Source organism: Polaromonas sp. YR568, from assembly GCF_943369675.1.
Lineage (GTDB): Bacteria > Pseudomonadota > Gammaproteobacteria > Burkholderiales > Burkholderiaceae_C > Polaromonas.
Map to the genome: position 1 here is coordinate 25,254 of NZ_CALROB020000021.1, position 24,067 is coordinate 49,320.

The following is a 24,067-nucleotide window of genomic DNA, read 5'->3' on the forward strand; positions in this document are numbered from 1 at the left end:
CATTCGGTGCTCCGGCCCTTACCTGTTAGAGCGGTCGCCTCGACGCCCGTGAGGGCTTTGCGCCGCGCGCGGCGGGCAATAGCCCGGTCGTTGCACACTGACGCCTCTCATCCCCGGTTTCACCCCTTCACACAAGAAAAAAGGACATCACCATGAGCACCCCGACCAGCATCCCCGCCTTCGGCGTCGGCACTTTTCGCCTCAAGGACCAGGTCGTCATCGACTCCGTCAAGAACGCGCTGGCCCTCGGCTACCGCACCATAGACACCGCGCAGATCTACGGCAACGAGGCCCAGGTCGGCCAGGCCATCGCCGAGAGCGGCGTGCCGCGCAGCGAGCTGTTCATCACCACCAAGATCTGGACCGACAACTTCGCGGCCGACAAGGTGATCCCCAGCCTCAAGGAAAGCCTGCGCAAGCTGGGCACCGACCGCGTTGACCTCACGCTGATCCACTGGCCGGCGCCCAAGCAACCCGTGCCGCTGGTCGACACCCTGGGCGCGCTGATGGAGGCCAAGGCCCTGGGCCTCACGCGCAAGATCGGCGTGTCCAACTTCAACATCGACTACCTCACGCGCGCCGTCGAGGCCGTGGGCGCGGCCAACATCGCCACCAACCAGATCGAGCTGAGCCCTTACCTGCAGAACCGCAAGATCGTCGATTTCGCGCGCAGCCAGGGCATCCACATCACCTCCTACATGACACTGGCCTACGGCAAGGTGCTGCAGGACCCGGTGCTGCTGGAGATCGCCGCGCGCCACCAGGCCACCACCGCGCAGGTCGCGCTGGCCTGGGCGATGCAGCTCGGTTATGCGGTGATCCCGTCGTCGACGAAACGCGCCAACCTGGAAAGCAACCTGAAGGCGCAAACGCTGCGCCTCACGGAAGCCGACATGGCCGCCATCGCCGCGCTGGAGCGCAACGACCGCCTGGTCGACCCGGACAGCCTGGCGCCCAAGTGGGATTGAGCGTTTAAGGGTTTAAGCGCGAAGGAGTTCGGCCGGCAAGGCCTGGCCGGGCCGTTCGTCGTCCCAGGCCATCGCGCTCATCTTCCAGCCTTCGGGCGTCTTGATGAACTGCGTCGAGATCACGCCGCGCGCTTCGAAGTCCTTGCCGTTCTGGGTGCCGGCTTTGCCATAGGCGCTGTAGCGGTGCGCGATGTTGCCGAAGATGTGTGTGGTCTCCGACAGCTCCCATTCCTTGAAGCGTGTCAGCGCGCCGCTGTCCACCAGCGCCTGGCGCGGTGCGATGAATTCGGCGACGGTCGATATCTCGGGCGTGGACGCCGTGTTCTTGATCAGCAGGCCGGCGGCAATGAACAGGCCGTGGATGTTTTGGTAGGGCGGCGTCGCGCCGGGCTCGAAGGACACGGCCTCGAAAAAAGCCGCGGCCAGCGCGTCGAGTTCGTGTTTGCTGTCTATCGTCATCATGCGTCCTTGATGGATGTACTCGCTCTTACTCCCTCCCCTGCTGGGGGAGGGCGGGGGTGGGGGCCAGCGGCTTTCAAAAAATCCCCAGCGAAACTTCAAGCGCCGCCAGCCCCCATCCCCCTTCGACAAGCTCAGGACAGGCCAAGCTTCCCCCAGCGGGGGAAGGAGAAACCCGGTCCTTAGTCCTGCTTCTCCCCGGAGGAAAAATGCCCGCCCGGATAACGCGCAAAACGCGCCGGCTCGCGGCCGTGCACGGGCGCGTCGTCCGCGAAGGACCAGCCGCCGAACTGCGTGCGCTGGTAGTCGGCCAGGGTTTGCGCGATCTCGGCCTGGGTGTTCATCACAAACGGGCCGTACTGCACCACCGGCTCGCCGATGGGCTTGCCCTGCAGCAGCAGAAACTCCGCTTCCTCGCCGCCGGTATTGACCAGTTCCACGGCCGCACCGGCCCGCAGCGTGATGGCCGCATGGCCCGTAACGGGCTGGCCGGCCACGGTGATCGACGTGCCCTTGAAAAAATACAGCTGGCGCTGCGTGCCGCTGCCCGTTGCGGCGGGCAGTGTGTAATGCGCGCCCGGCGTCATGCGAATGGTCCAGATCGCCACGTTGGCTTCGGCCTGCGCGGCCCACGAATCTGGCGGCGGCGCCAGCGGGGCTGCCCCAGCATCGCCAAGGCGCCCGGCGATGATGGCGACCTCGGTGGTGCCGCCCGCGTCGTCCGTCACCACCCGGCGCGGGATGTCCTGCGACCAGAACATGGTGAAGTGCGGGGCGGCCATCTTGCCGGCGGCCGGCAGGTTCAGCCAGATCTGGAACAGCTCCAGCGGGTTGGGCTTGGCCGTGTCCAGCAGCGGGAACATCTCGGAATGCACCACGCCCTGGCCGGCGGTGAGCCACTGCACGTCGCCGCGGCCGAAGCGCGCCGTCGCGCCCAGTGAATCGGAATGGTCGATCAGGCCTTTGCGCACGATGGTCACCGTTTCAAAGCCGCGGTGCGGGTGCGCCGGAAAACCCGGCACCGTGCTGCCGTGGTACATGTTCCAGCCGTCCTTGCGCGCGAAGTCCTGGCCGATGTTGCGCCCGGCCAGCGAGGCGTCGGGCCCCATCTGCGCATTGGCTTTGGGGTAGGCGTCGTCGTGGTAGACGCAGAACAGGAAGGGGTCCAGCGTCGCCCAGGGAAAGCCGAGCGGCTTGACCTGAAGGACGGCGGGATTCGTGGCGGAACTGGCGGCGAGGTCGGCAGGCATGAAGAGGCCTTTCTGGCGTGAAACGTTCAAACAACACAGATGCGCCTGAACGCGGCGCTTTCAAGCTGCGGCGCCCGCGCCGTCCTCAGGCCGTCTTCAGGCCTTGAGCTTCCAGCCCGTGCGGAAGATCCACCACACCGCGCCCAGGCACAGCGCCAGGAAGGCCAGGATGGCCGCCACGCTGACGCCCACGTTGACATCGGCCACACCGTAGAAGCTCCAGCGGAAGCCGCTGATCAGGTAGACCACCGGGTTGAACAGGGCGATCTTTTGCCACAGCGGCGGCAGCATGTTGATGGAATAAAACGCGCCGCCCAGGAAGGTCAGCGGCGTCACCACCATCATCGGCACGACCTGCAGCTTCTGGAAGTTGTCGGCCCACAGCCCGATGATGAAACCGAAGAGGCTGAAGGTCAGCGCCGTCAGCAGCAGGAAGCACAGCATCCAGAAAGGGTGGGCAATGCTGTAAGGCACGAAGAGGCGCGCCGTCGCCAGGATCAAGAGGCCCAGCAACACGGACTTGCTCGCCGCCGCGCCCACATACCCCATCACCACTTCCATGGACGACACCGGCGAGGACAGCAGTTCGTAAATCGTTCCCGACCATTTCGGCATGTAGATGCCGAAGGCGGCGTTGGAGATGCTTTCGTTGAGCAGCGACAGCATCACCAGGCCGGGGATGATGAAAGCGCCGTAACCGATGCCGTCGATGTCGCCCATGCGCGAGCCGATGGCCGCGCCGAACACCACGAAGTACAGCGAGGTCGAGATCACCGGCGAGGCGATGGATTGCATCAGCGTGCGGAAAGTGCGCGCCATTTCAAAGCGGTAGATCGCGCGGACGGCGTGCCAGTTCATGCGGCCTCCTTCGTGGGGGTGGTGGCGGGTGTGGCGGGAGTGCCGGCATGCACCAGGCTCACGAAGATGTCTTCAAGCGAACTCTCGCTCGAGTGCAGGTCCTTGAAGTCGATGCCGAGTTCGGCCAGTTGTTTGAGCAAGGCGGCGATGCCGGTCTCCTCGGTCTGCGTGTCGAAGGTGTAGACCAGGGTGTGGCCCTCCTTGGCCAGCTCCAGCGGCAGCCCCGCCAGCGCCGGCGGAATGCTGTGCAGCGGCGTTTGCAATTGCAGGCTCAGTTGTTTCTTGCCCAGCTTGCGCATCAGCACCGTCTTGTCTTCCACCAGAATCAGCTCGCCCTTGTTGATCACGCCTATGCGGTCGGCCATTTCCTCGGCTTCCTCGATGTAGTGCGTGGTCAGGATGATGGTGACGCCGCTGCCCTGCAGGTCCCGCACCATTTGCCACATGCCCTTGCGCAGCTCGACGTCGACGCCCGCGCTGGGTTCATCGAGGAACAGGATGGCGGGTTCGTGCGACAGCGCCTTGGCAATCAGCACCCGGCGCTTCATGCCGCCCGACAGCGTCATGATCTTGCTGTCCTTCTTGTCCCACAGCGAAAGGTCGCGCAGCACTTTCTCGATGTAGGCCGGGTTGGGCGGCTTGCCGAACAGGCCCCGGCTGAAGGTCACGGTGGACCACACGGTTTCGAAGGCATCGGTCGACAGCTCCTGCGGCACCAGGCCTATCTTGGCGCGGGCCGCGCGGTAGTCGCGCACGGTGTCGTGCCCGTCGGCGGTCACCGTGCCCGAACTCGGGTTGACGATGCCGCAGACGATGCTGATCAAGGTGGTCTTGCCCGCGCCGTTGGGGCCGAGCAGCGCGAATATCTCGCCGCGCCGGATGTCCAGGTCGACTGACTTGAGCGCCTGAAAGCCCGAGGCGTAGGTTTTGCTGAGTTGCTGGATGGAAATGATGGGATTGGCTTGCACGCGGCATCCTGGTGTGAAGTGGGCGCCCGAAGAAGAGGCCCGAATCATTCTATCGAGCGCGGGTGAAAAGCCGGGGACAAAGGGCTTTCAGGGTTTTGTCGCCCTTTCCTCTCGCGGTAGCGGCCGGTTCATGGAACGCAGCCTCTATCCCGGCGGCGGCTTACGCGGCCCCGGCGGCCTGCAATGTGGGAAAGGGCTCGCGCCAGGCCGGCAATTCATTGAGCTGCGCATGCCAGCGCCGGATTTCGGGAAAGGCCTGCAGCGGCAGCCCGGTCTGGCCGGCATAGGGCAGCGTGATCGCCACCGCGAAATCGGCCACGCTGAGCCCATCACCCAGCAGGTAGCGCCGCCCTGTCAGGTGGCCTTCCAGCACGCCGGCGTAACGCTCGAAGTCCGGTGTCACCCGGGCAATCTCGACCGGGTCGGCCTCGCGCCGCAGGAAGCGCGGCTTGATGACGTGCTCGAAATAAAAAGTGCTGGCGGGCGGCGCGAACTCGGTGGCGTCCCACATCAGCCAGCGCATCACCTCGATGCGGCGCTCGTCCCGCGGCCAGAGGTCCGAGCCGGCTTTTTCCGCCAGGTGGCACATGATGGCGTTGGACTCCCACAGCACCAGGCCGCCATCGACCAGCACCGGCACCTTGGCGTTCGGGTTCATCGCGCGGTATTGCGGCGTGCGGTGCTCGCCCTTGGCCAGATCGACCCAGATGAACTCCACAGGCGAGTTCAGGTGACGTGCCAAGGCGCAGACTTTTCGCGGGTTCAGCGTGTCCGAGTAATACAGCTTCATGTCTTGCCTCTCGATTCTTGGGTCCTTATGCCGCCATGCGCGGCAAGTCCGACCACACCGGACGCACTTCAATCGTCGCCGCGCGGGCCATCGGGTGGCTGGCCGCCACGTCAATGGCTTCGTGGGGGCTTGCGCATTCAATCAGCCCGTAGGCGGCCATTTTTTCGCGGCTCTGTGAAAAAGGTCCCTTGCCCACAAGCCGTTTGCCGCCGCGCACCCGCACCGTTGTCGCTTCGGCGGGCGGGCGCAGCGGGTTGCCGTGCTTGAGGATGCCGCGTCCTTCCATGTCGCGGACCCAGGCGCCTATCTCGGCGACCAGCGCCGGCGTGGGCGCGAACGCCGCGTCGTGGCAGATGATCAGCAGGTACTGCATGGGGTGCCGCCTCAAGGCATGGGCAGCGGCTTGATCACCATCCACGACACGCCGAAGCGGTCGGCCACCATGCCGAAGGACGAGGCGTAAAAGGTTTTCGTCAGGGGCATTTCCACCTTGCCGCCGTCGGCCAGCGCGTCGAAGAGGCGTTTGGCCTCGGCGTCGCTGGCGGCGGTGAGCGACAGCGAAAAGCCCTTGAACTCCGGCTTGCCGCCGCCCATGCCGTCCGAAGCCATCACGTCCGTCTCGCCGATCTTGAAGCTGGCGTGCATGATGTTCTCGGGGGGAATCGGGGCGCCGCCGGGGCCGCAACCGTCGCCCATGGGTTCGGGGTTGTCCTTGAAGCGCATCATCATCGTGACTTCGGCGCCCAGCGCCTTGCGGTAGAAATTGATGGCTTCTTCGCAGCGGCCGTTGAAAAAGAGGTAAGACTGGACCAGCATGGGGAACTCCTTGGGTTGAAAAAAGTTGGGATGGGAAGGTCAGCGCGGAAACAATGCGGCGGTGGCGGGCCAGGCGGCCCGTCGCGCGGCAAGAGCTGGAACAGGCGTTGCCGGCCGCGTGTCGCGGCCGAAGTAGACCTGTACTTCCATGAGCTTGCCGCCTTCAAAACGCCACCATTCGGTGTTGCGGAATTTTTTGCCCGTGGTGCTCTCGGCCTCGTAGCGTACGAAAGCTTCGCCGCCCTGGTCAAAAACCTTTTCCACCGTGAAGCGGCGCAGCGTGCGGCTGTTGGGCCAGCAGCGCGCGAAGTAGGCGGCGCGGTTGATGCGGTCGTCGAGCGGGCTGCTGAAAGTGAAGCGCTCGTCCAGCAGGTCCTCAAGGACTTGCCGGTCCCGCGTCTCGTACGCCGAAAAGTAGCGGCACACCAGCGTGGCGATGGGGCTGTTCATGGCGGCGGCTTTTCTTGCGGCGCTGGCCGGCTTCAGGCGCCTTGTTGGGCGGCGTGGGCCTCAAGGTTCATGAAGGCCAGCTCCCAGAGGTGGCCGTCCAGGTCTTCAAAGCCGTGCTGGTACATAAAGCCCAGGTCCTGCGCCGGGCGGGGGGTGGTGGCGCCGGCGGCCACGGCCTTGCGCACCATCTCGTCGATGTCCTGGCTGCTGTCCGCCGACAGGCAGATCAACACCTCGGTGCTCTTGCGCGCGTCGCTGACCGGCTTGGGCGTAAAGGTCTTGAAGTAATCCTCCACCAGCAACATCACAAAATTTTCCTCGCTCACGATCATGCAGGTGGCGTTCTCGTCGGTGAACTGCGGGTTGAACTTGAAGCCCAGCGCAGTGAAAAACTTCACCGACTTGCCCAGGTCTTTCACGGGCAGGTTCACGAACATCTTGGTCGTCATCGGTCTCTCCTTGAGGGATTCAATTGAATGAGCGGGGGATTTCAGGCCCCTGTCGCAGGCCTTTCAGGAGGCTTGTGCGGTGGGGCAATCAGCAGTATTGTGTACACCGTCCACAAAAGAATAACAAAGACAATGGACGCTGTCCACATAAATACGTAACAAGCCATGTCCAGCGTGCCTCCGTCCCCGCCACCCCGCAGCACTTACCGCCACGGGGACCTGCGGCGCGCCCTGCTGGAAGCCGGCGTAGAGCTGGCCCGCGCGGGCGGGCCCGAGGCCGTGGTGCTGCGCGAAGCCACGCGCCGCGCGGGCGTGGCGCCGAATGCCGCCTACCGCCACTTCGACAACCGCCAGGCGCTGCTCTATGCCGTGCGCTCCGCCGCGCTGGCGGCCGTGGCGCGCGCCATGGAGGCCGAACTGGCCGCATTGCCGCAGGATTTGCCGCCGGCCGAATTCGCCCGCGCCAATGTGCGCGCGGTGGGTGCCGGCTATTTGCGCTTCGCGCAGGCTGAAACAGGACTTTTCCGCACGGCCTTCGGCCCCTCCGACGACATGCAGCAAAGAACCCAGGGCGCGCCGGGCGACCCGGAGCGCAAGGGCCAAAGCGGGCTGGACCCGTTTGAGCTGCTGGGCGCCGCGCTCGACAAGATGGTGACGGCCGGCGTGCTGCCGCCCGAGCGCCGGCCCGGCGCCGAGTTCCTCGCCTGGTCGGCGGTGCATGGCCTGGCCATGCTGGTCATCGCCGGCCCGCTGGGCCCGCTCATAGGCCCGCAGATGCAGCAGATCGGCCAGCACCTGCTGGACATGGTCGAGAAGGGGCTGAGCGGCAAGTAGCGCTCATATATATCTAGCGCGGCGCCAGCCCCATGCCGGTGGGCAGGCCCTCATGCAGCGCCTCCACAAAGCGGCGCAGCTTGGCCGGGTAAAAACTCGAATAGGGATAGATCAGCCAGACCGGCAGCGGCGCCGCGCACCACTGGGGCGCCAGGTGCAGCAGCCGGCCCTGCGCCACATCGTCGCCCACCAGCCAGGTCGAGGCAATGCTGGCGCCCAGGCCCAGCAGCGTGGCATTGCGCAGCGCAAACAGGCTGTCGGTGCCCAGCCGCGGCTTGATGGGAAAGCGCTGCTCCTCGCCTTCGTGGTGGACCAGCGTCACCTCGTTGCGGTAGAAGGTCTGCAGCGCCAGCCAGGGCAGCGCCTGCAATTCGGCCGGCTGCAGCGGCAGCGGCCTGCCCTGCATCAGCGAAGGCGCGGCCACCACGATGCGCCGGATCTCGGCGATCTTCACGGCCACCAGCGAAGCGTCTTCCACCACACCCACGTGCACCGCGCAGTCGATGCCGTGGGCGATGAAATCCGGCGTGCCGTCGTGCAGCAGCCATTCGACCGAGACGCGTTCATGGCGCTTCAGGTAGTCGATCAGCGGCCCGACCAGCCGCTGCTGGCCCAGCGCGTGCGGCACCACCACGCGCAGCGTGCCTTCGGGCACTTCCTGGGTGCCGCGCAGCTCGGCTTCAAAGGCGTCCCAATTGCCCAGCAACTCCTTGGCCCCGGCAAAACAGCGCTCGCCGTCTTCAGTGAGCTTCATCGCATGGGTGGAGCGCTGCAGCAGCTTCAGGCCCAGCGAGCGCTCCAGCGCCTGCAGGCGCCGGCTCACCGTGGGCTGCGTGGCGTTCATCTGTGCGGCGGCGGCCGACAGGCTGCCCGCCTCCACGATGCGGACAAAGGTCTGCATCAGCTCGATCCGGTCCGGGGCGGTTTTCATGGGCGTCTTTCGGTATGCGCTTGGCGTATGACCATTGTGCCCAATAGCCGCCTTCCCGGCGCAAAATCCAGCCTGCATACTCACATCCTGCCTCAAACACGGATTTATGCCATGACTTCTACTACCAATACGCATGACCACGCCCCGCCCGGCCTGCCCTTTTCCCTGATCCTCCTGCTCGCCACCGGCGCCGGCCTGTCGGTCGCCGCGCTCTATTACGCCCAGCCCATGCTGGCCCTGCTGGCCACCGAGTTCAAGGCCACACCGGCCGCCATCGGCCTGGTGCCCACGCTGACCATGCTCGGCTACGCGCTCGGGATCGGCCTGCTCGCGCCGCTGGGCGACCGCTATGACCGCCGCAGCATCATCCTCGGCAAGGCCGTCGCCTTGGTGCTGGCGTTGCTGGTTGCCGCCGCCGCCCCCTCGGTCACGGTGCTCGCGCTGGCCGGCATTGCCATCGGCTTGTCCGCCACGCTGGCACAAGACATCGTGCCGGCCGCCGCCACACTCGCGCCCGAAGCCCGGCGCGGCAAAACCGTGGGCACGGTGATGACCGGCCTGCTGCTGGGCATCCTGCTGTCGCGTGTGGTGGCCGGCGTGGTGGCCGACCAGTTCGGCTGGCGCAGCATGTTTGTGGCCGCGGCCATCAGCATCGCGCTGCTGGGCGTGGCCGTGTGGCGGCGCCTGCCGCGTTTTGTGCCGACCACGCAGCTGCCTTACCTGGCGCTGCTGGGTTCGCTCGCCACGCTGTGGAAGCAACACGGCGCGCTGCGCCGCGCGGCCATCGCGCAAGGCCTGATCAGCATCGGCTTCAGTGCCTTCTGGTGCACGCTGGCCATCATGCTGCACGGCGAGCCCTTCAAGCTGGGCAGCACCGCGGCCGGCGCCTTCGGCCTGGCCGGCGCCGCCGGCGCACTGGCCGCGCCGCTGGCCGGCCGCATCGCCGACAGCCGCGGCCCCGAGATCGTCACGCGCCTGGGCGCCGCGCTCGTTGCCGCTGCTTTCATCGCCATGGCTTTAGGCCCCGACCAGTTGTGGCTCATCGTCGTCGGCGCCGTGGTTTTCGACCTGGGCGCGCAGGCCACGCTGATCGCGCACCAGACCATCGTCTACAGCATAGAGCCGGCCGCTCGCAGCCGCCTCAACGCCGTGCTCTTTATCGGTATGTTCACCGGCATGGCCAGCGGCGCCTGGCTGGGCAGCGTGGTGCTGGCGCAGTACGGCTGGCAGGGTGTGTGTGCGATGTCCGCGGTGACCGGTGCGGCCGCGCTGGCGGTGCGCATGTGGCCCGCCAAAAAATACGCGGCCTGCGCGGCCTGATCACTGAAGTTAAAGCGCCGGCGCAAAAAGCCCCGTCATGAGACGAGGCGGTGAAGTCTTGAGTAAACCGTCTTGTTTTCAATCTGCGTAAATCTGCGTCATCTGCGGATAAAGAGATTCATCCGCAGATGACTCAGATGACGCAGACTTCCGCAGATAAAAGACAATGAAGCGGCTTGAAGCTACCTGCATATTTATCCTAAATCGGATAGTTAAGTTGGATAAACGATACAATTATCCATTTTTGGATATATATCCTAGTATTCAATAGCGCTTAGGGATTAATCATTAATATCCATTAGTGAATTTTTATGGCGCTAATATCTCCTAAATATCCTAAAATGAAACCTTATGAGTCAAGGGCCCATCACTGAAGAGCTAATGGTCGAACTGGGTGAGCAGCTGCGCGCCCAGCGCCTGCGCATCAACCTCACCCTGGACGATGTGGCCAGGAAGACCGGGCTGTCCATCAATGCGGTGCGGCGGCTGGAAAGCGGTGAGGGTTCGACGCTTGCATCCTTTGTGTCTGTTTTGAAGGCCCTTAATAGAGCAAGCTGGCTCCAAACGCTTCAGCCTCCTGTGACGATCAACCCCCTGGATATGCTCAAACAGCGCGAGCCCCGCAAACGCGCTTTCAAAACCCGCGCGCCTTTGAAGTCCCTCCAGGCTAAGGAATAGCCCGTGGCAACGAAAACGCGAACCAGGCCGGCAAGCCATAAAGCAGTCGATGTCGTGGAGGTCTCGGCATGGGGCAAGCGCGTGGGCGCCGTGGCCCGGGAGCCGACGAAAAACTACTACGCCTTCCAATACGATCCCGCCTGGATTCGCGGCGGCATTGAGCTGGCCCCTGTCGCGATGCCCTTGAAGCAGGCGGACGAGCCTTTTCTTTTTACCGACCTGCCGCAAGCCACCTTCAAGCGCCTGCCCGCCCTGCTTGCCGACGCCCTGCCCGACGACTTCGGCAACGCGCTCATCGATGCGTGGATGGCCGAGCGGGGCATCGGCAAGGAAGAGGTGACGGCTCTGGACCGTCTGGCCTACATGGGAAAGCGCGGCATGGGCGCGCTCACCTTCGGCCCCATGCGCGGGCCCGCCCCCTCGAAATCCACGGCCGTCGAAATGGGCACATTGGTCGACGCCGCGCGCAAGGCTGTGCAGGGAGATTTCGACGGCGACGATCATGCCAAAACAGCGCTCAAACAGATCATCCAGGTCGGCACCTCCGCCGGTGGCGCGCGGGCCAAGGCCACCATCGCATGGAACCCGGCAACCCAGGAAGTTCGCACCGGGCAGTTCGAGATCCCCGAAGGGTTTGATGCCTGGCTGCTCAAGTTCGACGGCATGGGCACCGACAGCCAGCTGGGCCCGTCCAGAAGCTACGGGCGCATCGAATACGCGTACCACCTGATGGCCGTTGCCGCGGGCGTTGACATGTCGGAGTGCCGCTTGCTGCGCGAAAACGGCCGGGCCCACTTCATGACCAGGCGCTTTGACCGGACGGGCAACGGCCGGCACCACATGCAGACGCTGTGCGCGATCTCCCACCTCGACTACAAGCAGGTGGGCACACACAGCTACAACCAGCTGTTGCAGGCCGCGCAGTCCCTGGGGCTGGGCCGCGCGGCGATGGCGCAAATCCTGCGGCGCATGGTCCTGAATGTGCTGGGCGTCAACAACGACGACCACACGAAGAATTTTTCCTTCCTGCTGCGTGAGGGCGGGCGGTGGGAACTGGCGCCCGCCTACGACATCACGCATGCCTACCGGGCGGACAGCGAATGGGTCGCGCGGCACCAGATGGCCATCAACGGAAAGTTCGACAACATCACCCGTGCCGACGTGCGGGAGGTGGCTGAGCGATTCGACCTTCTGGCGGAAATGCCGGATGCGATCGCCCGGGTGAGCGACGCCGTCGCGAGGTGGAGATCCTTTGCCCTCGATGCCGAAGTCGATCCTGGCGAGGCCGGCGGCATTGAAAGCGACATGGCTGGGCGGGCGAAGATTTTCGCCAACCGTTGAGGCCTGCATCAATCACGGCCAATCCAGGCACCGTTCGCCCTGAGCTTGTCGAAGGGCTTCGACAGGCTCAGCCCGAACGGTGTGGGGTCTTAAGTCCGTGGCGACACAAGACGGCTCAGGCCGCCAGCGCTTCCTTCGGGAAATCCGTCGAAGCGGCCAGCGCCTTCCAGCCCTTGAGTTCGCTTTCCACAAAGGTGTGCTTGTCGGCAATCACCTGCAGCGTGTCGCTGCCCAGCGGCAGGCGCAGCGGCGGCGTGGCGGAGTCCACCAGCGCCAGCATGGCCTGCGCCAGGCGCAGCGGGTCGCCCGGCTGGTTGTGGTTGATCTGCACGGCGGCCGCGCGCACCCGGCCGGCGCTGGCGGCGTAGTCGTCCAGGATGCGCGGCGACACCGACAGCGAGTTGCCGTCCAGGAAGTCGGTGCGGAAGTAGCCCGGCTCCACCACCGTCACATGGATGCCCAGCGGCGCGAGTTCGCCGTGCAGCGCTTCGGTGAGGCCCTCTACTGCGAACTTGGTCGAGCAGTACACGCCAAAGCCCGGGCCCGACTGGTAGCCGCCCAGCGACGAAATGTTGACCACATGGCCGCTGCGGCGCGCGCGCATGGCGGGCAGCACGGCGCGCGTCACGTTCAACAGGCCGAACACATTGGTTTCATACAGGCGCCGCACCTCGTCGGCCGTGGCTTCTTCCACCGCGCCCAGCAGGCCGTAGCCCGCGTTGTTGACCAGCACGTCGATGCGGCCGAAGCGCGCCAGCGCGGCCTGCACCGCCGTGGCGGCCTGGGCCTCGTCCGTCACGTCCAGCGGCAGGGCCAGCAGCGCGTCGCCGGCGGGGAAACGCTTCTGCACCGAAGCCGCGTCGCGCGAGGTCGCCACCACCGCGTCGCCCTGCGCCAGCGCCGCCTCGGCGATGCGCGCGCCTATGCCGCGTGCCGCGCCGGTGATCATCCAGACACGTTTGAAATCCGTCTTTGCATTCATGGTCAAGTCCTTCAAAAAAATGTTGCTGAGGAGGGCAATGTAGGATTTCGATTGAACGTTGAATAGCTGGCAGTCACTGGCTTCATAATCAAGTAAATCGTGACAATCCCGCGACTGCCCCAAGGAGAACCCCATGGCCCTCAACGAACTGCGCGCCGTCGCCACCTTCGTCAAGGCGGCCGAACTCGGCAGCCTGCGCCAGGCCGCCGCCGCCCAGGCCATCACGCCGCAGGCCGCCAGCCAGGCGCTGGTGCAGCTGGAGCGCCACCTCGGTGTGCGCCTGTTCCACCGCACCACACGCAGCCTGAGCCTGACCGAAGAGGGCGTGCAGTTCCTGGAAGCCGCGCAGCCGGGCCTGGCCACGCTGCAGCGTGCCCTGCACGGCGCGCGCCGCGGCCGTGAAGAGATCGCCGGGCCGCTGCGCATCGTGGCGGCGCGCTCCATCATGCTGGAGGTGCTGTGGCCCGTGCTGGAAGAGTATTGCCGCCGCTACCCGCAGGTAGAGCCCGACATCCACATGGACGACCGCGTCGGCAACTGGGTCGAGGACCGCGTTGACGTCGGCTTTCGCGCCGGCCCGCCGCCCGAGGGCGGCGTCATCTCGCGGCGCCTGCTGCCGCTGCAGCTCATCGTCTGCGCCTCGCCCGCTTACATCGCGCAGCACGGCGCGCCGAAAACGATTGACGAACTCGCCCACCACCGCTGCAGCGGTTTTCGCCACGCCGGCACCGGCAAGGCCATGCCCTGGGAGTTCAAGGTCGGCGAAGAAGTCGTGGGCCGTCCCATCGCTTCGTCTTTCCTCACCAACGACGTGGACCTCGAAGCCCGCGCCGTCGTCGCCGGCCAGGCCGTGGGCCAGCTGATAGGCGTGACCGCCGCGCCGCTGGTGCGCGCCGGCCTGCTGGTGCCGCTGCTGACACAACACGTCACCGAGCACCTGGGCCTGCACGTCTATTACGGCAGCCGCAACGCGCAACCGGCGCGGGCCCGCGCCTTTATCGACCTGGCCGTCGAGCGCCTGGTGGGCAACACGCGGTTCTTCCTGGAGCCGCACGAACTCAAGCTCGCAAAACCCAAAGCCAGGCGAACGCGGCCGGCGGCAAAATAAAAAGCCGCGCAGTGCGCGGCCTTGGCTTCAAGCGGTTCAGTTCAGCCCAGGAACTGCAACAGCTCAGGAATCACCTGGTCGGGCGCCTCTTCCATCAGCCAGTGGCCCGATCCCTTGACGACCACGCCCTTGACGTCGTTGGCCACCAGCTTGCCCTGGTCGATCAGGAAGGTGCCGCCGGCTTTTTCGCCCGACAGCACCAGCATGGGCATGGTGAGTTTGGTGGCGCCCAGCGCGGCGAAGTCGGCCGCGTCTTTTTCGAAATTCTTGAAGTACTCAAAGCCCGCGCGCATGCCGCCCTCCTGCGCATAGGCCGCGGCGTAGATGCGCCTGTCGGCTTCGGGCAGCGAGTGTTTGGCGTCGGCCGCGAAGTCGTTCCAGAAGTGTTCGAAGTAGGTGCGTTCGCGGCCCTTGACGAGTGCCAGCGGCGTCTTGCCGTGGAAATGGAAATGCCACAGGTCGCGCAGCAGCCACACATGGGTCCAGTCGCCGATGCCGGGCAGGAAGGCGTCCATCAGCACCACGCGGCTGGTTTCGGTGGGGAATTGCGCGGCGTAGGCATAGGCCACCATCAGGCCGATGTCGTGGCCCACGATGGCGACGCTGTTGATGCCCAGCGACTTCACGAGTTCGTGGATGTCGACGGCCATGTTTTTCTTGTCGTAGCCGCCTTCAGGCTTGGCCGATCCGCCGGCGCCGCGCAGGTCGGGAACGATGACCGTGTGGGTCTTGGCCAGCAGCGGCATCAGCGGGTTCCACATATGGCTGGTTTCCGCATAGCCGTGCAGCAGCACCACGGCCGGGCCCTTGCCGCCCACGCGGTAGTGGATGGTCGTGCCGTTCACGTTGGCATTGCGCGCAGTGAAGCCGGGCACCCGGCCTTCGTTGCCGACGGGCGCGGCGGCCAGGGCCGGCGTGGCGGCGGCCAGCAAGCCGGCGGTGGCGGCGCCCAGGGTGGCGGCGCTGGCAAGCAGGCTGCGGCGGCTGGCCAATGGGCCGGAAGGCAGATTGGAAAAAGAATCGGTAGAAGCGGTGGTCATGGCGGTTTTCCTCGTTGGTTTAAATGAAAGGTGAAGAAGAGCCTCCAATGTAGGTTTCAGCTTCTGTCTGGAGAAGACCGTTTGGCTGGTTTAGTCATTCAGCTTTTGTGAACAATGTGCCCACCCGCAACCCATGCTGCGGGTGCACCAGCGGTTCGCGGTGACCTGGTTTCGGCTCGCCGCTCCTACAGCCATCTCAGCCGCAGGCTGACGCCCGACGCGTTTGGCGCGGGCTAGATTGGCTGCTCAGCCGCCGCGTTTTTCCAACTTTTCCAACTTTTCCAATTCTTCCTGCGGGCCTTTGTGGCTGAACCGCATTCATCGAAGCACACAAAGAACAAAAATGCCGACCAACACCGCTCCCCCAGTCCCGCCCCCGCCCAACCCGGTCAACCCTCTCAAACGACGCGCGGCCTGGGCCGCGGGCCTGGTGCTGCTCGTGCTCGGTGTGCCCTTGCTGCTGGCGGGCTTCTGGCTCGTGGTGCTGGGCGGGTCTTCCTATTACCTGCTGGCGGGCCTCGGCTTTGGGCTGGCGGGCGTGTTGCTGATGCGCCGCAGCCCCGGCGGGCTGTGGATCTTCGCGCTGCTGGTTGCCGGCACGCTGGCCTGGGCGCTGTGGGAGGCCGGGCTGGACTGGTGGCCGCTGGCCGCGCGCGGCGGCGTGGTGTTTGTCATAGGCCTGTTCCTGATGACGCCCTGGGTCGCGCGCACCTGGCCCATTGATTCCCCCGGCCACGAGGGCACTTGGGGTGCGCGCGGCGGCCGCTGGGCGCTGGGCTCGGTGCTGGGTGTGTTCCTGATCGCGGCGGTTATTTCCGGCTTTCATGACGACAACCGCCTGGTCGGCCTGCAACCTTTGCCGCCCATGGGCGCCGCGGCCGCGGCGCCGGGTGACGGCGTGCCGCCCGATGAATGGCATGCCTACGGCCGCACCGGCCAGGGCCAGCGCTATTCACCGCTGGCGCAGATCACGCCCGCCAACGTCAAGGGCCTGGACGTGGCCTGGGAATACCGCACCGGCGACATGCGCGGCCGCCCCGGCGACCCGCAGGAAACCACTTTCGAAGTGACGCCGCTGAAAATCGGCAACCGCCTGTTCTTCTGCACGCCGCACCAGTCGGTGATCGCGCTGGACGCCACCACCGGCGCTGAAATCTGGCGCTTCAATCCCGAGATCCAGGGCCAGCTCGCGCTGCAGCACCTGACCTGCCGCGGCCTGTCCTACCAGCCGCCGGCCACCACGCCGCCGCCAGCGCCCACGGCCGACGGGATCTGCCCGGCCAAGCTCTTCATGCCCACGGCCGACGGCCGCGTCATCGCGCTCAGCCCCGACACCGGCAAACCCTGCGCGGCCTTCGGCGGCGGCAAGGGGCAGATAGACCTCTGGGCCGGCATGCCCAACCTGAAGCCCGGCGCCTACTACTCGACCTCGCCCGTGGTGGTCACCTCGCGGCTCATCATCGTGGGCGGCACCGTGCTCGACAACGTCTCCACCAAAGAGCAGTCGGGCGTCATTCGCGCGTTCGACGTCAACACCGGCGGGCTTGTCTGGGCCTGGGATTCCGGGCGGCCCGACAGCAGCGCGCCGCTCGCGCCCGGCCAGGTCTACACGCCCAACTCGCCCAACAGCTGGTCGATCTCCAGCGTCGACGAGGCGCTGGGCATGGTCTACGTGCCCCTGGGCAACCAGCCGCCCGACCAGTGGGGCGGCAACCGCAGCCCCGCGGTGGAAACCTACTCGTCCTCCGTCGTCGCGCTGGATCTCGCCACCGGCAAGGTGCGCTGGAACTTCCAGACGGTGCACCACGACCTCTGGGACTACGACGTGCCGGCCCAGCCCAGCCTGCTGGACCTCAACATAGGCGGCAACAAGGTGCCCGCACTCGTGCAGCCCACCAAGCAGGGCGAGATTTTTGTGCTCGATCGCCGCACCGGCACGCCGATATTGCCCGTCACCGAAGTCGCCGCGCCGCAAGGCGCCGCGCAGGGCGACCGCAGCGCGCCCACGCAGCCCAAATCGGCGCTGTCCTTCAACCCGCCGCCGCTGACCGGCCGCGACATGTGGGGCGCCACCATGTTCGACCAGCTGTATTGCCGCATCGCCTTTCACCGCCTGCGCTATGAAGGCCGCTTCACGCCGCCGTCCACCCAGGGCACGCTGGTCTACCCCGGCAACTTCGGCGTCTTCAACTGGGGCGGCGTGGCCGTCGACCCGGTGCGGCAGATGGCCTTCACCACGCCGACCTACCTGGCTTTTGTCTCCAAACTCGTGCCCCGTCCCGACGACACGGCCTTGATGGTGCAGGGCAAGCAGCGGCCCGAAGGCAGCCTGCCGTCGCTCAATGAAAATTTCGGCGCGCCCTTTGCCGTCAAGCTCAGTGCCTTTTTGTCGCCGCTGGGCATTCCCTGCCAGGCGCCGCCCTGGGGCTATGTGGCCGGCGCGGACCTGACCACCGGCACCATCGCCTGGCAGCACAAAAACGGCACCGTGCGCGACCTCTCGCCCGTGCCCCTGCCTTTCCGCATGGGCGTGCCCAGCCTGGGCGGCCCGCTCGCCACGGCAGGTGGCGTGGCCTTCCTCTCGGGCACGCTGGACAACTATGTGCGCGCCTATGACCTCAACAACGGCGACGAACTCTGGAAGGCACGCCTGCCCGCGGGCGGCCAGGCCACGCCCATGAGTTATGCCGTGGCGGACGGACGGCAGTTTGTGGTCGTGGTGGCCGGCGGGCATGGATCGCTGGGCACGAAGGCCGGTGACTATGTGCGGGCTTACGCCTTGCCCTTGGCCGGCGGCAGCCGGCCGGCTCCATAGACCACTCCGCACCGCCGTTCGCCAAATTCGCGCGGCGGAAGATCCAGCGCCGGCGGCCCCCCTCCCTGCCTTCCCCCAGCGGGGGAAGGAGCAAGACCTGCCAGACCTTTGGAGGGAACTCTCCCCGATTCAGTCCCCTCACCCTCTGGGAGAGGGCTAGGGTGAGGGCCAGCGGCGGTCGTGGGCTATCGAGCGTGACTCATCACATCGGCCACCCAGTCCACAAACACGCGCACCCGCGGCGACAGCTGCCGGTGGTGCGGGTACAGCACCGACACCGGCATGGGCGCGGGCTTGAATTGCGCCAGCACTTCCACCAGCGTGCCCGCCTCCAGCTGCGCGGCCAGGTGGTAGCGCGGCACCTGGATAAAACCCAGGTGCGCGGCGCAGCAGACCTTGTAGGCGTCGGCATCTGTCACCGACACCGAGCCCTTGAGCTGCACCTGGCGCGACGCGCCGTCCACGATGAAGTCAAAAGGCAGCGCCTTGCCGGTGCGGCTGGATAAAAAATTCACCGCGCGGTGGCCGCGCAGCGCCTCCACCGTGTCGGGCATGCCGTGTTTGGCCAGGTACTCGCGGCTGGCGCAGGTCACCTGTTCCAGCAAGGCCACGCGCCGCCCCACCATGCTGGACTCGGCCAGCTCGCCTACGCGCAGCACGCAGTCCACGCCCTCGCGCACCAGGTCCACCAGCCGGTCGCCCATGCCGATTTCCAGTTCGATGTCCGGGTAGCGCTCAAAGAACTGCCCAATCACCGGCAGCAAAAAATGCTTGGCCAGCGTGCCGTGCAAATCCACGCGCAGCTTGCCGCGCGGTTTGCTGCCCACGTTCACAAAGGCCGACTCGGCCTCTTCCAGGTCCGTCAAGAGGCGCAGGCAACGTTCGTAATACGCCGAGCCGTCCTGCGTGGGGCTCACATGCCGCGTCGTGCGCTGCAGCAGCCGCACGCCCAGGCGTTTTTCAAGCTGCTGCACGGCGTGCGTCACGGTGGCGCGCGGCAGGTGCAGGTCGTCGGCCGCTTTCGTGAAACTGCCTAACTCCACGATTCGCGTGAACAGCTGCATCGAGTGAAACCTATCCATTTGCTTGCCGCTTCATTGTTGGTGTGAATTGAACAGTGATGGCAAGTTTAGGATATTTATCGCATGCCGGTTGAATAGAACAATAGCGTCACTGGCCCACCCAATCGCTCCAACAAACAAAGCGCCGCGGGCAGTCAGAGCAAACCCACCTATCAGCACAGGAGTTCCAGATGACCGCTTCCGCATCCACTCCATCCAACCCGGTTACCCGGGTCGCCATCGTCACCGGCGCCTCGCGCGGCATAGGCGCGGCCGTCGCCCGGCGCCTCGCGCAAGAGGGCTACGCCGTCGTCGTCAACTACGCCGGCCAGGCCGCCGAAGCCCAGGCCGTGGTGCAGTCCATCACCGCCAACGGCGGCAAAGCCATTGCCGTGCAGGCCGACGTGGCCAGTTCCGCCGCCGTCAAGGCGTTGTTCGACGACAGCATCAAAGCCTTCGGCCGCGTCGACGTGCTCATCAACAACGCCGGCATCATGCCGCCCAGCCTGCCCGCGCTGGCCGACACCGACGACGAGACCTTCGACCGCCTGTTCGCCGTCAATGTCAAAGGCACCTTCAACACCCTGCGCGAAGCCGCCGCGCGCCTGCAGCAGGGCGGGCGCATCGTCAACTTCTCGACCAGCGTGATCGGCCTGGCACTGCCCGGCTACGCGGTGTACGGCGCCACCAAGAGCGCGGTCGAAACCTTCACCCACATCATGGCCAAGGAGCTGCGCGGCAAGAACATCCGCGTCAACGCCATCGCCCCCGGCCCCACGGCCACCGCGCTCTTCCTCAACGGCAAGACGCCGGAGACGGTGGAGCGCATGGCCAGGATGGCGCCGCTGGAACGGCTGGGCACGCCCGAGGACATCGCGAGCGCTGTCGCATTCCTGGTTAGCGAGAACTCGGGCTGGGTGAACGGCCAGACCCTGCGTGCCAACGGAGGCCTTGTGTAACTCCCGTTCGCGTTGAGCTTGTCGAAACGCAGCAGCCTTCGACAAGCTCAGGCCGAACGGAGTCAATGCGGCCTCTTTCAGTTCATCACTTTCCACTTACCGGTCATCACCAAACCATCGTCATTTATTCGAAAGCCACACACCATGAAATCCGTCATCCTCGTCACCGGCGCTGCCACCGGCATCGGCCACCTCAGCGCCCGCTCCCTCGCCCAGGCCGGCCACACCGTCTATGCCAGCATGCGCGACATCGAAGGCCGCAACGCGCCCAAGGTGCGTGAGCTGCGCGACTGGAGTTTTGCCAAGGGCCTGGACCTGCGCGCCGTCGAACTCGACGTGCTGTCTCAGCCCTCGGCCGACGCCGCCGTCGCCCACATCCTGGCCGAGCAGGGCCGGCTTGACGTCGTCGTGCACAACGCCGGCCACCTCGTGGTCGGCCCCGCCGAGGCCTACACGCCTGAAGAAATCATCAAGGTGCTGGACACCAACTTCCTGGGCACCCAGCGCGTCAACCGCGCTGCGCTGCCGGCCATGCGCCAAGCCGAAGCCGGCCTTCTGCTGTGGGTCAGCAGCAGCACGGTGCGCGGCGGCTTTCCGCCTTTCCTCGGGCCCTATGCGGCCGCCAAGGCCGCCATGGATTCGATGGCCGTCACCATGTCGTATGAGCTCGCGCGCTTCGGCATCGAGACCTCCATCGTCGTGCCCGGCGCCTTCACCAAAGGCACGGACCACTTCCCCAGCGCCGGCAAACCGGCTGACGCGGCCCTCGCCGCCGCCTATGCGCGCTACGACGGCGTGATGGACCACGTCGGCGAACGCCTGTCTGCCCTGAGCCCGGACTATGCCGACCCGCAGGCCGTGGCCGACGACATCACCCGCATCGTCGGCCTGCCCGCCGGCACGCGGCCCTTCCGCTCGGTGACCGACTTCATCGACGACGGCGCCGGCGAAGTCACCGTGGTGGCCGAGCGCGTGCGCGAAGAGTTTGCCCAGCGCATTGGCATCGCCGACATGCTCAAGCCGGTGGTGCGACGCGTGGCTTGAGAGGTGGCTCTTACTCCTTCTCCCCCCTGGGAGAAGGTGGGGATGAGGGTGGCGGCACTTGATGTCTGAGCCGCATGTGCGTGTGGCGCTGCCGGCCCTCACCCCCACCCTCTCCCAGGGGGAGAGGGAGTAAATTCACTGCCGGCCGCAGGGACGCGTTGAGCGGTCTGGCCGCACTTCTCGGCGCGCCAGCCTACACCCGCCGGCGCCGGCGCGGCCTTAGAGTGGGACATGACACAGCTTCTGCGCCGGCCCGCCCATCTATTGCATGCCGCAATGGCGCTCACGGCGGCGTGCGGCGCGGCCCCGGCGCTGGCCCTGGATGCTGAAGAGATTTTCGAGCGCGCCGCGCCCGCCGTGTGGACGGTCAAGTCCGACCTCGGCAACGGCCAATTCTCCGTCGGCAGCGCCGTCGCAATCGCGCCCAACCTGCTGGTCACCGCCTGCCATGTGGTCGGCAAGGCCATCACCGTGCAGCTCGTGCAGCGCCAGCGCGAAGTAAAGGTCATACGCATCCTGCGCGACCCCGTGCCCGAGCATGACCTGTGCGTGCTGCAAACCGAAGCCGCCGCGGCGCTCGCCACCGTCGCCATCGCACCCATGGACAGCGTGCGCGTAGGCGCCCGGGCCTATGCCATCGGCAGCCCCCACGGGCTGGAACTCACGCTCTCTGAAGGCCTCGTGTCGGCGCTGCGCGCCAACGCCACCAGCACGCTGCCCACCATCCAGACCTCGGCCTCCATCTCCTCGGGCTCCAGCGGCGGCGGCCTGTTCGATGCGCAGGCGCGCCTCATGGGCGTGACCATCAACGTCTCGCCCGGCGGCCAGAACCTGGGCTTTGCCTACCCCGCGCAACTGGTCATGGGCTTGCCCCAGCGCATGGACGCCGAACTCGCGCAGTGGCACGCGGGCCTGAAGAAGCTCGGCCTGCTGATGGGCGCCAACGGCGAACCCCTGCTCTCTGGCCATGCCGAACTCGGCAACGAAGCCGCGTTGCCGGTGATAGGCGGCGGAAGCGACCCCGCCGCCCTGCAGATGGCCTACAAACAGTTTTTGCTGCAGTCGCTGCCGCGCGCGTTCATGATCACCGGCGACGGCCACTTCGGCACCGTCACCAGCCTGGCCGGGCTCAACGAGCAGCTCGCCGGCTGCGCGCAAAAGAAGATCACCTGCGCGGTCTACGCCGTCAACAGCACGGTGGTCTGGGGCCAGCAGCAGCCGGGGCGTTGAACCCCCTGGCTATTGCGACCTGGAGTCGCATGGCCCACCGGCAGGCGGATCGCTTGCATGCGCCTCACAAAAGTATGAAAATACAGATAATTTTCTGCAATAAGTCTGTAATTTAGTACTTTATTAATTTTTGTGGCCCGCAAAGATCCCCTCTCCGAACCCCTGGAAGTGACGCAATTCGTCACTGAAGTGGGTCAGCGCATCCGCCTGATGCGGCGCGCCCGGCACCTGACCCAGGCAGACCTTGCCATGCGGGCGGATGTGAGCCGTCTTACCGTGATCGCCGTGGAGGCGGGGGCTTTGTCCACACGTTTCTCGGACATCGCGCGCCTGCTCTGGGCGCTGGACGACCAAAGCCTGCAGGCGGCGCTGGCCAGCGCCGCGCAAGACGCGGCCTACCAGGAGGCTGCGCGGGGTTTCGTATTGGGTGGCAAGGCACGGCGTGAAGTTCGCGCTGGTCGGTGAGTGCACCAGTCCGCCAAGCTCCAGCAGCGCATGTGCAAGCCGTCCGCCAGGCCGGCTTTAACGACGAACAGGTGATGGAGATCCACGCCCACGTGGCGCTGAGCCTCTTCACCAATTACGTCAACGTGGCGTTTGACGTGCCGGTCGATTTCCCGGCTGTCAGGCTGTGCCGCGCGGCTGCCTAAGGGCCAAGGCCGTCCCCCGCCGCGAACTCCGCGGCGAACACCTCCGCCACCCAGTCGGCAAAGGCGCGCACCTTGGCCGTCAGGTGGCGGTTGCGCGGGTAGAGCACCACCATGGGCAGCGCGTCCACCGTCCAGTCGGGCAGCACGCGCACCAAGGCGCCGCTTTCTAGCAGCGCGCAGGTGCGGCGCGTCAGCGGCTGCTGCGCCAGGCCCAGGCCGGCCAGCACCGCGCCCAGGTGGCTGTCGGCGTCGTTGCAGCTGACCCAGTGCGGGCGGTGCACCTGCCGCGCTTCGCCGCCTTTGGCGAAGTCAAACGGAAACACCCGGCCGGTCTTGGCCGAGTGGAAATTCACGAAGCGGTGTTGCTCCAGGTCTTCCAGCGTTTGTGGCGTGCCGTGCTGCGCCAGGTAGGAGGGCGCGGCGCAGGTCACCACCTTGAGCCGCCCCAGCGGCCGCGCCACCAGCGTCTCGTCGTGCACCAGGCCGCCGCGCAGCACGCAGTCCACACCCTCGGCCACCAGGTCTACCGGCCTGTCGGTGCTGCCCAGTTCCAGCACGATGTCGGGGTAGCGTTTGAAAAATTGCGGCAGCTCCGGTGAGATCACATGCCGGCCCACGGCCGCCGGCACGTCCACCCGCAGCCGCCCGGCCGGCGTGGCCACCGCGCGGCGCAGCGTGCCTTCGAGTTCGCCCATGTCCTGCACCATGGCCAGCGCGCGCTGGTGGTACAGCGCGCCGTCGTCCGTCAGGCTCAGCCGGCGTGTCGTGCGGTTCAGCAGGCGCACGCCCAGGTGGGCTTCCAGCTCCTGCACCAGCGTGGTCACGCGCGCCTTGGGCAGGTGCAGGGCCGTGGCCGCCGCGGTAAAGCTGCCCAGCTCCACCACGCGGTTAAACACTTCCATCGCTTTGTAGCGGTCAACGCTCATGGCTATGCCTTTTCGCCTTTTTTGTTCTTGAAATCGGTAACAGTTATTTTGAGATATGGCAGTTTATTCTTTTAATCGAAACCAATACAGTCCTTCTACCCGCCCACCCATGCACTGACTCCAATTTCACCGAAAGGCTC

At 66.0% G+C, this 24,067-nt stretch carries 25 protein-coding genes and 1 pseudogene; 12 read left to right on the forward strand and 14 right to left on the reverse strand.

Features of this window, described 5'->3' with window-relative positions; translation table 11 throughout:
- Positions 1-152 precede the first annotated feature (152 nt).
- Positions 153-968, forward strand: coding sequence for a 2,5-didehydrogluconate reductase DkgB (gene dkgB / locus ACLV8F_RS12940; protein ID WP_411884619.1), 816 nt, complete (start codon positions 153-155; stop codon positions 966-968).
- A gap of 12 nt (positions 969-980) precedes the next feature.
- Here the strand turns inward: dkgB and ACLV8F_RS12945 are convergent, their stop codons facing one another.
- From ACLV8F_RS12945 to ACLV8F_RS12985, 9 genes are all read right to left on the reverse strand, one after another.
- Positions 981-1,427 (reverse strand): hypothetical protein, encoded by a 447-nt coding sequence (locus tag ACLV8F_RS12945; RefSeq protein WP_411884620.1) that lies wholly within the window; start codon positions 1,425-1,427, stop codon positions 981-983.
- Between the two features lie 182 nt (positions 1,428-1,609).
- Positions 1,610-2,677 (reverse strand): pirin family protein, encoded by a 1,068-nt coding sequence (locus ACLV8F_RS12950; RefSeq protein ID WP_411884621.1) that lies wholly within the window; start codon positions 2,675-2,677, stop codon positions 1,610-1,612.
- Positions 2,678-2,773: 96 nt separating this feature from the next.
- Positions 2,774-3,535 carry an ABC transporter permease gene (locus ACLV8F_RS12955; RefSeq protein WP_411884622.1) on the reverse strand — a complete coding sequence of 254 codons (762 nt, stop codon included), beginning with the start codon at positions 3,533-3,535 and terminating at the stop codon, positions 2,774-2,776.
- Complete coding sequence (locus ACLV8F_RS12960; RefSeq protein ID WP_411884623.1) at positions 3,532-4,503, reverse strand: ABC transporter ATP-binding protein; 972 nt, start codon at positions 4,501-4,503, stop codon at positions 3,532-3,534. Before ACLV8F_RS12960 ends, ACLV8F_RS12955 begins: the two co-directional genes overlap by 4 nt.
- 160 nt (positions 4,504-4,663) lie before the next feature.
- Positions 4,664-5,293 (reverse strand): glutathione S-transferase family protein, encoded by a 630-nt coding sequence (locus tag ACLV8F_RS12965; protein WP_411884624.1) that lies wholly within the window; start codon positions 5,291-5,293, stop codon positions 4,664-4,666.
- A 25-nt stretch (positions 5,294-5,318) separates the two neighbouring features.
- The gene (locus ACLV8F_RS12970; protein ID WP_411884625.1) at positions 5,319-5,666 is read right to left on the reverse strand and encodes a YciI family protein; all 348 of its coding nucleotides are present in this window, start codon (positions 5,664-5,666) and stop codon (positions 5,319-5,321) included.
- Positions 5,667-5,677: 11 nt separating this feature from the next.
- Positions 5,678-6,109 (reverse strand): VOC family protein, encoded by a 432-nt coding sequence (locus ACLV8F_RS12975; protein ID WP_411884626.1) that lies wholly within the window; start codon positions 6,107-6,109, stop codon positions 5,678-5,680.
- Positions 6,110-6,148: 39 nt separating this feature from the next.
- Complete coding sequence (locus ACLV8F_RS12980; RefSeq protein WP_411884627.1) at positions 6,149-6,559, reverse strand: nuclear transport factor 2 family protein; 411 nt, start codon at positions 6,557-6,559, stop codon at positions 6,149-6,151.
- A 32-nt stretch (positions 6,560-6,591) separates the two neighbouring features.
- Complete coding sequence (locus ACLV8F_RS12985; RefSeq protein WP_411884628.1) at positions 6,592-7,008, reverse strand: VOC family protein; 417 nt, start codon at positions 7,006-7,008, stop codon at positions 6,592-6,594.
- 165 nt (positions 7,009-7,173) lie between these two features.
- Between ACLV8F_RS12985 and ACLV8F_RS12990 the strand changes: the two genes are divergently transcribed.
- Positions 7,174-7,842 (forward strand): TetR/AcrR family transcriptional regulator, encoded by a 669-nt coding sequence (locus ACLV8F_RS12990; RefSeq protein WP_411884629.1) that lies wholly within the window; start codon positions 7,174-7,176, stop codon positions 7,840-7,842.
- Positions 7,843-7,855: 13 nt separating this feature from the next.
- Here the strand turns inward: ACLV8F_RS12990 and ACLV8F_RS12995 are convergent, their stop codons facing one another.
- The gene (locus ACLV8F_RS12995) at positions 7,856-8,773 is read right to left on the reverse strand and encodes a LysR family transcriptional regulator (RefSeq protein WP_411884630.1); all 918 of its coding nucleotides are present in this window, start codon (positions 8,771-8,773) and stop codon (positions 7,856-7,858) included.
- Between the two features lie 111 nt (positions 8,774-8,884).
- Here ACLV8F_RS12995 and ACLV8F_RS13000 point away from each other — a divergent pair, with 111 nt between their 5' ends.
- From ACLV8F_RS13000 to ACLV8F_RS13010, 3 genes are all read left to right on the forward strand, one after another.
- Positions 8,885-10,093, forward strand: a complete 1,209-nt coding sequence (locus ACLV8F_RS13000) for an MFS transporter (protein ID WP_411884631.1) — start codon at positions 8,885-8,887, stop codon at positions 10,091-10,093.
- 351 nt (positions 10,094-10,444) lie between these two features.
- Positions 10,445-10,771 carry a helix-turn-helix domain-containing protein gene (locus ACLV8F_RS13005; RefSeq protein WP_411884632.1) on the forward strand — a complete coding sequence of 109 codons (327 nt, stop codon included), beginning with the start codon at positions 10,445-10,447 and terminating at the stop codon, positions 10,769-10,771.
- A 3-nt stretch (positions 10,772-10,774) separates the two neighbouring features.
- Positions 10,775-12,112, forward strand: coding sequence for a type II toxin-antitoxin system HipA family toxin (locus ACLV8F_RS13010; protein WP_411884633.1), 1,338 nt, complete (start codon positions 10,775-10,777; stop codon positions 12,110-12,112).
- A 115-nt stretch (positions 12,113-12,227) separates the two neighbouring features.
- On the opposite strand, the gene ACLV8F_RS13015 is transcribed toward ACLV8F_RS13010, so the two are convergent.
- Positions 12,228-13,094, reverse strand: a complete 867-nt coding sequence (locus ACLV8F_RS13015; RefSeq protein WP_411884634.1) for an oxidoreductase — start codon at positions 13,092-13,094, stop codon at positions 12,228-12,230.
- Between the two features lie 133 nt (positions 13,095-13,227).
- Between ACLV8F_RS13015 and ACLV8F_RS13020 the strand changes: the two genes are divergently transcribed.
- Positions 13,228-14,202: a LysR family transcriptional regulator gene (locus tag ACLV8F_RS13020; protein ID WP_411884635.1), complete on the forward strand. Its 975-nt coding sequence runs from the start codon at positions 13,228-13,230 to the stop codon at positions 14,200-14,202.
- 41 nt (positions 14,203-14,243) lie between these two features.
- On the opposite strand, the gene ACLV8F_RS13025 is transcribed toward ACLV8F_RS13020, so the two are convergent.
- On the reverse strand, positions 14,244-15,242 hold the full coding sequence (locus tag ACLV8F_RS13025; RefSeq protein WP_411884636.1) for an alpha/beta fold hydrolase: 999 nt from the start codon (positions 15,240-15,242) through the stop codon (positions 14,244-14,246).
- 343 nt (positions 15,243-15,585) lie between these two features.
- Here ACLV8F_RS13025 and ACLV8F_RS13030 point away from each other — a divergent pair, with 343 nt between their 5' ends.
- Positions 15,586-18,057 carry a glucose/quinate/shikimate family membrane-bound PQQ-dependent dehydrogenase gene (locus ACLV8F_RS13030; RefSeq protein WP_411884637.1) on the forward strand — a complete coding sequence of 824 codons (2,472 nt, stop codon included), beginning with the start codon at positions 15,586-15,588 and terminating at the stop codon, positions 18,055-18,057.
- 185 nt (positions 18,058-18,242) lie between these two features.
- On the opposite strand, the gene ACLV8F_RS13035 is transcribed toward ACLV8F_RS13030, so the two are convergent.
- Positions 18,243-19,139, reverse strand: coding sequence for a LysR substrate-binding domain-containing protein (locus ACLV8F_RS13035; RefSeq protein WP_411884638.1), 897 nt, complete (start codon positions 19,137-19,139; stop codon positions 18,243-18,245).
- A 170-nt stretch (positions 19,140-19,309) separates the two neighbouring features.
- On the opposite strand from ACLV8F_RS13035, the gene ACLV8F_RS13040 reads away from it, so the two are divergent.
- The 5 genes and pseudogenes from ACLV8F_RS13040 to ACLV8F_RS13060 all read left to right on the forward strand — a co-directional run.
- Positions 19,310-20,077, forward strand: a complete 768-nt coding sequence (locus ACLV8F_RS13040; protein WP_411884639.1) for a glucose 1-dehydrogenase — start codon at positions 19,310-19,312, stop codon at positions 20,075-20,077.
- A 144-nt stretch (positions 20,078-20,221) separates the two neighbouring features.
- On the forward strand, positions 20,222-21,121 hold the full coding sequence (locus ACLV8F_RS13045) for an SDR family oxidoreductase (RefSeq protein WP_411884640.1): 900 nt from the start codon (positions 20,222-20,224) through the stop codon (positions 21,119-21,121).
- A 231-nt stretch (positions 21,122-21,352) separates the two neighbouring features.
- Positions 21,353-22,351 (forward strand): trypsin-like peptidase domain-containing protein, encoded by a 999-nt coding sequence (locus ACLV8F_RS13050; RefSeq protein ID WP_411884641.1) that lies wholly within the window; start codon positions 21,353-21,355, stop codon positions 22,349-22,351.
- A gap of 132 nt (positions 22,352-22,483) precedes the next feature.
- The gene (locus ACLV8F_RS13055; RefSeq protein WP_411884642.1) at positions 22,484-22,816 is read left to right on the forward strand and encodes a helix-turn-helix transcriptional regulator; all 333 of its coding nucleotides are present in this window, start codon (positions 22,484-22,486) and stop codon (positions 22,814-22,816) included.
- 14 nt (positions 22,817-22,830) lie between these two features.
- A pseudogene (locus tag ACLV8F_RS13060) lies at positions 22,831-23,001 on the forward strand (carboxymuconolactone decarboxylase); the annotation flags it as partial.
- Here ACLV8F_RS13060 and ACLV8F_RS13065 read toward each other — a convergent pair.
- A complete protein-coding gene (locus ACLV8F_RS13065; protein ID WP_411884643.1) occupies positions 22,998-23,927 on the reverse strand; it encodes a LysR family transcriptional regulator in 930 nt (309 codons plus the stop codon). The pseudogene ACLV8F_RS13060 and the gene ACLV8F_RS13065 sit on opposite strands and share 4 nt — an antisense overlap.
- Positions 23,928-24,067: the final 140 nt, after the last annotated feature.

What these genes read in the sequence shown, in the direction of transcription:
- dkgB (WP_411884619.1), top strand. Translation starts at nt 153, where the DNA reads ATGAGCACCCCGACCAGCATCCCCGCCTTCGGCGTCGGCACTTTTCGC.
- ACLV8F_RS12945 (WP_411884620.1), bottom strand. Translation starts at nt 1,427, where the DNA reads ATGACGATAGACAGCAAACACGAACTCGACGCGCTGGCCGCGGCTTTT.
- ACLV8F_RS12950 (WP_411884621.1), bottom strand. Translation starts at nt 2,677, where the DNA reads ATGCCTGCCGACCTCGCCGCCAGTTCCGCCACGAATCCCGCCGTCCTT.
- ACLV8F_RS12955 (WP_411884622.1), bottom strand. Translation starts at nt 3,535, where the DNA reads ATGAACTGGCACGCCGTCCGCGCGATCTACCGCTTTGAAATGGCGCGC.
- ACLV8F_RS12965 (WP_411884624.1), bottom strand. Translation starts at nt 5,293, where the DNA reads ATGAAGCTGTATTACTCGGACACGCTGAACCCGCGAAAAGTCTGCGCC.
- ACLV8F_RS12970 (WP_411884625.1), bottom strand. Translation starts at nt 5,666, where the DNA reads ATGCAGTACCTGCTGATCATCTGCCACGACGCGGCGTTCGCGCCCACG.
- ACLV8F_RS12975 (WP_411884626.1), bottom strand. Translation starts at nt 6,109, where the DNA reads ATGCTGGTCCAGTCTTACCTCTTTTTCAACGGCCGCTGCGAAGAAGCC.
- ACLV8F_RS12980 (WP_411884627.1), bottom strand. Translation starts at nt 6,559, where the DNA reads ATGAACAGCCCCATCGCCACGCTGGTGTGCCGCTACTTTTCGGCGTAC.
- ACLV8F_RS12985 (WP_411884628.1), bottom strand. Translation starts at nt 7,008, where the DNA reads ATGACGACCAAGATGTTCGTGAACCTGCCCGTGAAAGACCTGGGCAAG.
- ACLV8F_RS12990 (WP_411884629.1), top strand. Translation starts at nt 7,174, where the DNA reads ATGTCCAGCGTGCCTCCGTCCCCGCCACCCCGCAGCACTTACCGCCAC.
- ACLV8F_RS12995 (WP_411884630.1), bottom strand. Translation starts at nt 8,773, where the DNA reads ATGAAAACCGCCCCGGACCGGATCGAGCTGATGCAGACCTTTGTCCGC.
- ACLV8F_RS13000 (WP_411884631.1), top strand. Translation starts at nt 8,885, where the DNA reads ATGACTTCTACTACCAATACGCATGACCACGCCCCGCCCGGCCTGCCC.
- ACLV8F_RS13005 (WP_411884632.1), top strand. Translation starts at nt 10,445, where the DNA reads ATGAGTCAAGGGCCCATCACTGAAGAGCTAATGGTCGAACTGGGTGAG.
- ACLV8F_RS13015 (WP_411884634.1), bottom strand. Translation starts at nt 13,094, where the DNA reads ATGAATGCAAAGACGGATTTCAAACGTGTCTGGATGATCACCGGCGCG.
- ACLV8F_RS13020 (WP_411884635.1), top strand. Translation starts at nt 13,228, where the DNA reads ATGGCCCTCAACGAACTGCGCGCCGTCGCCACCTTCGTCAAGGCGGCC.
- ACLV8F_RS13025 (WP_411884636.1), bottom strand. Translation starts at nt 15,242, where the DNA reads ATGACCACCGCTTCTACCGATTCTTTTTCCAATCTGCCTTCCGGCCCA.
- ACLV8F_RS13030 (WP_411884637.1), top strand. Translation starts at nt 15,586, where the DNA reads ATGCCGACCAACACCGCTCCCCCAGTCCCGCCCCCGCCCAACCCGGTC.
- ACLV8F_RS13035 (WP_411884638.1), bottom strand. Translation starts at nt 19,139, where the DNA reads ATGGATAGGTTTCACTCGATGCAGCTGTTCACGCGAATCGTGGAGTTA.
- ACLV8F_RS13040 (WP_411884639.1), top strand. Translation starts at nt 19,310, where the DNA reads ATGACCGCTTCCGCATCCACTCCATCCAACCCGGTTACCCGGGTCGCC.
- ACLV8F_RS13045 (WP_411884640.1), top strand. Translation starts at nt 20,222, where the DNA reads ATGAAATCCGTCATCCTCGTCACCGGCGCTGCCACCGGCATCGGCCAC.
- ACLV8F_RS13050 (WP_411884641.1), top strand. Translation starts at nt 21,353, where the DNA reads ATGACACAGCTTCTGCGCCGGCCCGCCCATCTATTGCATGCCGCAATG.
- ACLV8F_RS13065 (WP_411884643.1), bottom strand. Translation starts at nt 23,927, where the DNA reads ATGAGCGTTGACCGCTACAAAGCGATGGAAGTGTTTAACCGCGTGGTG.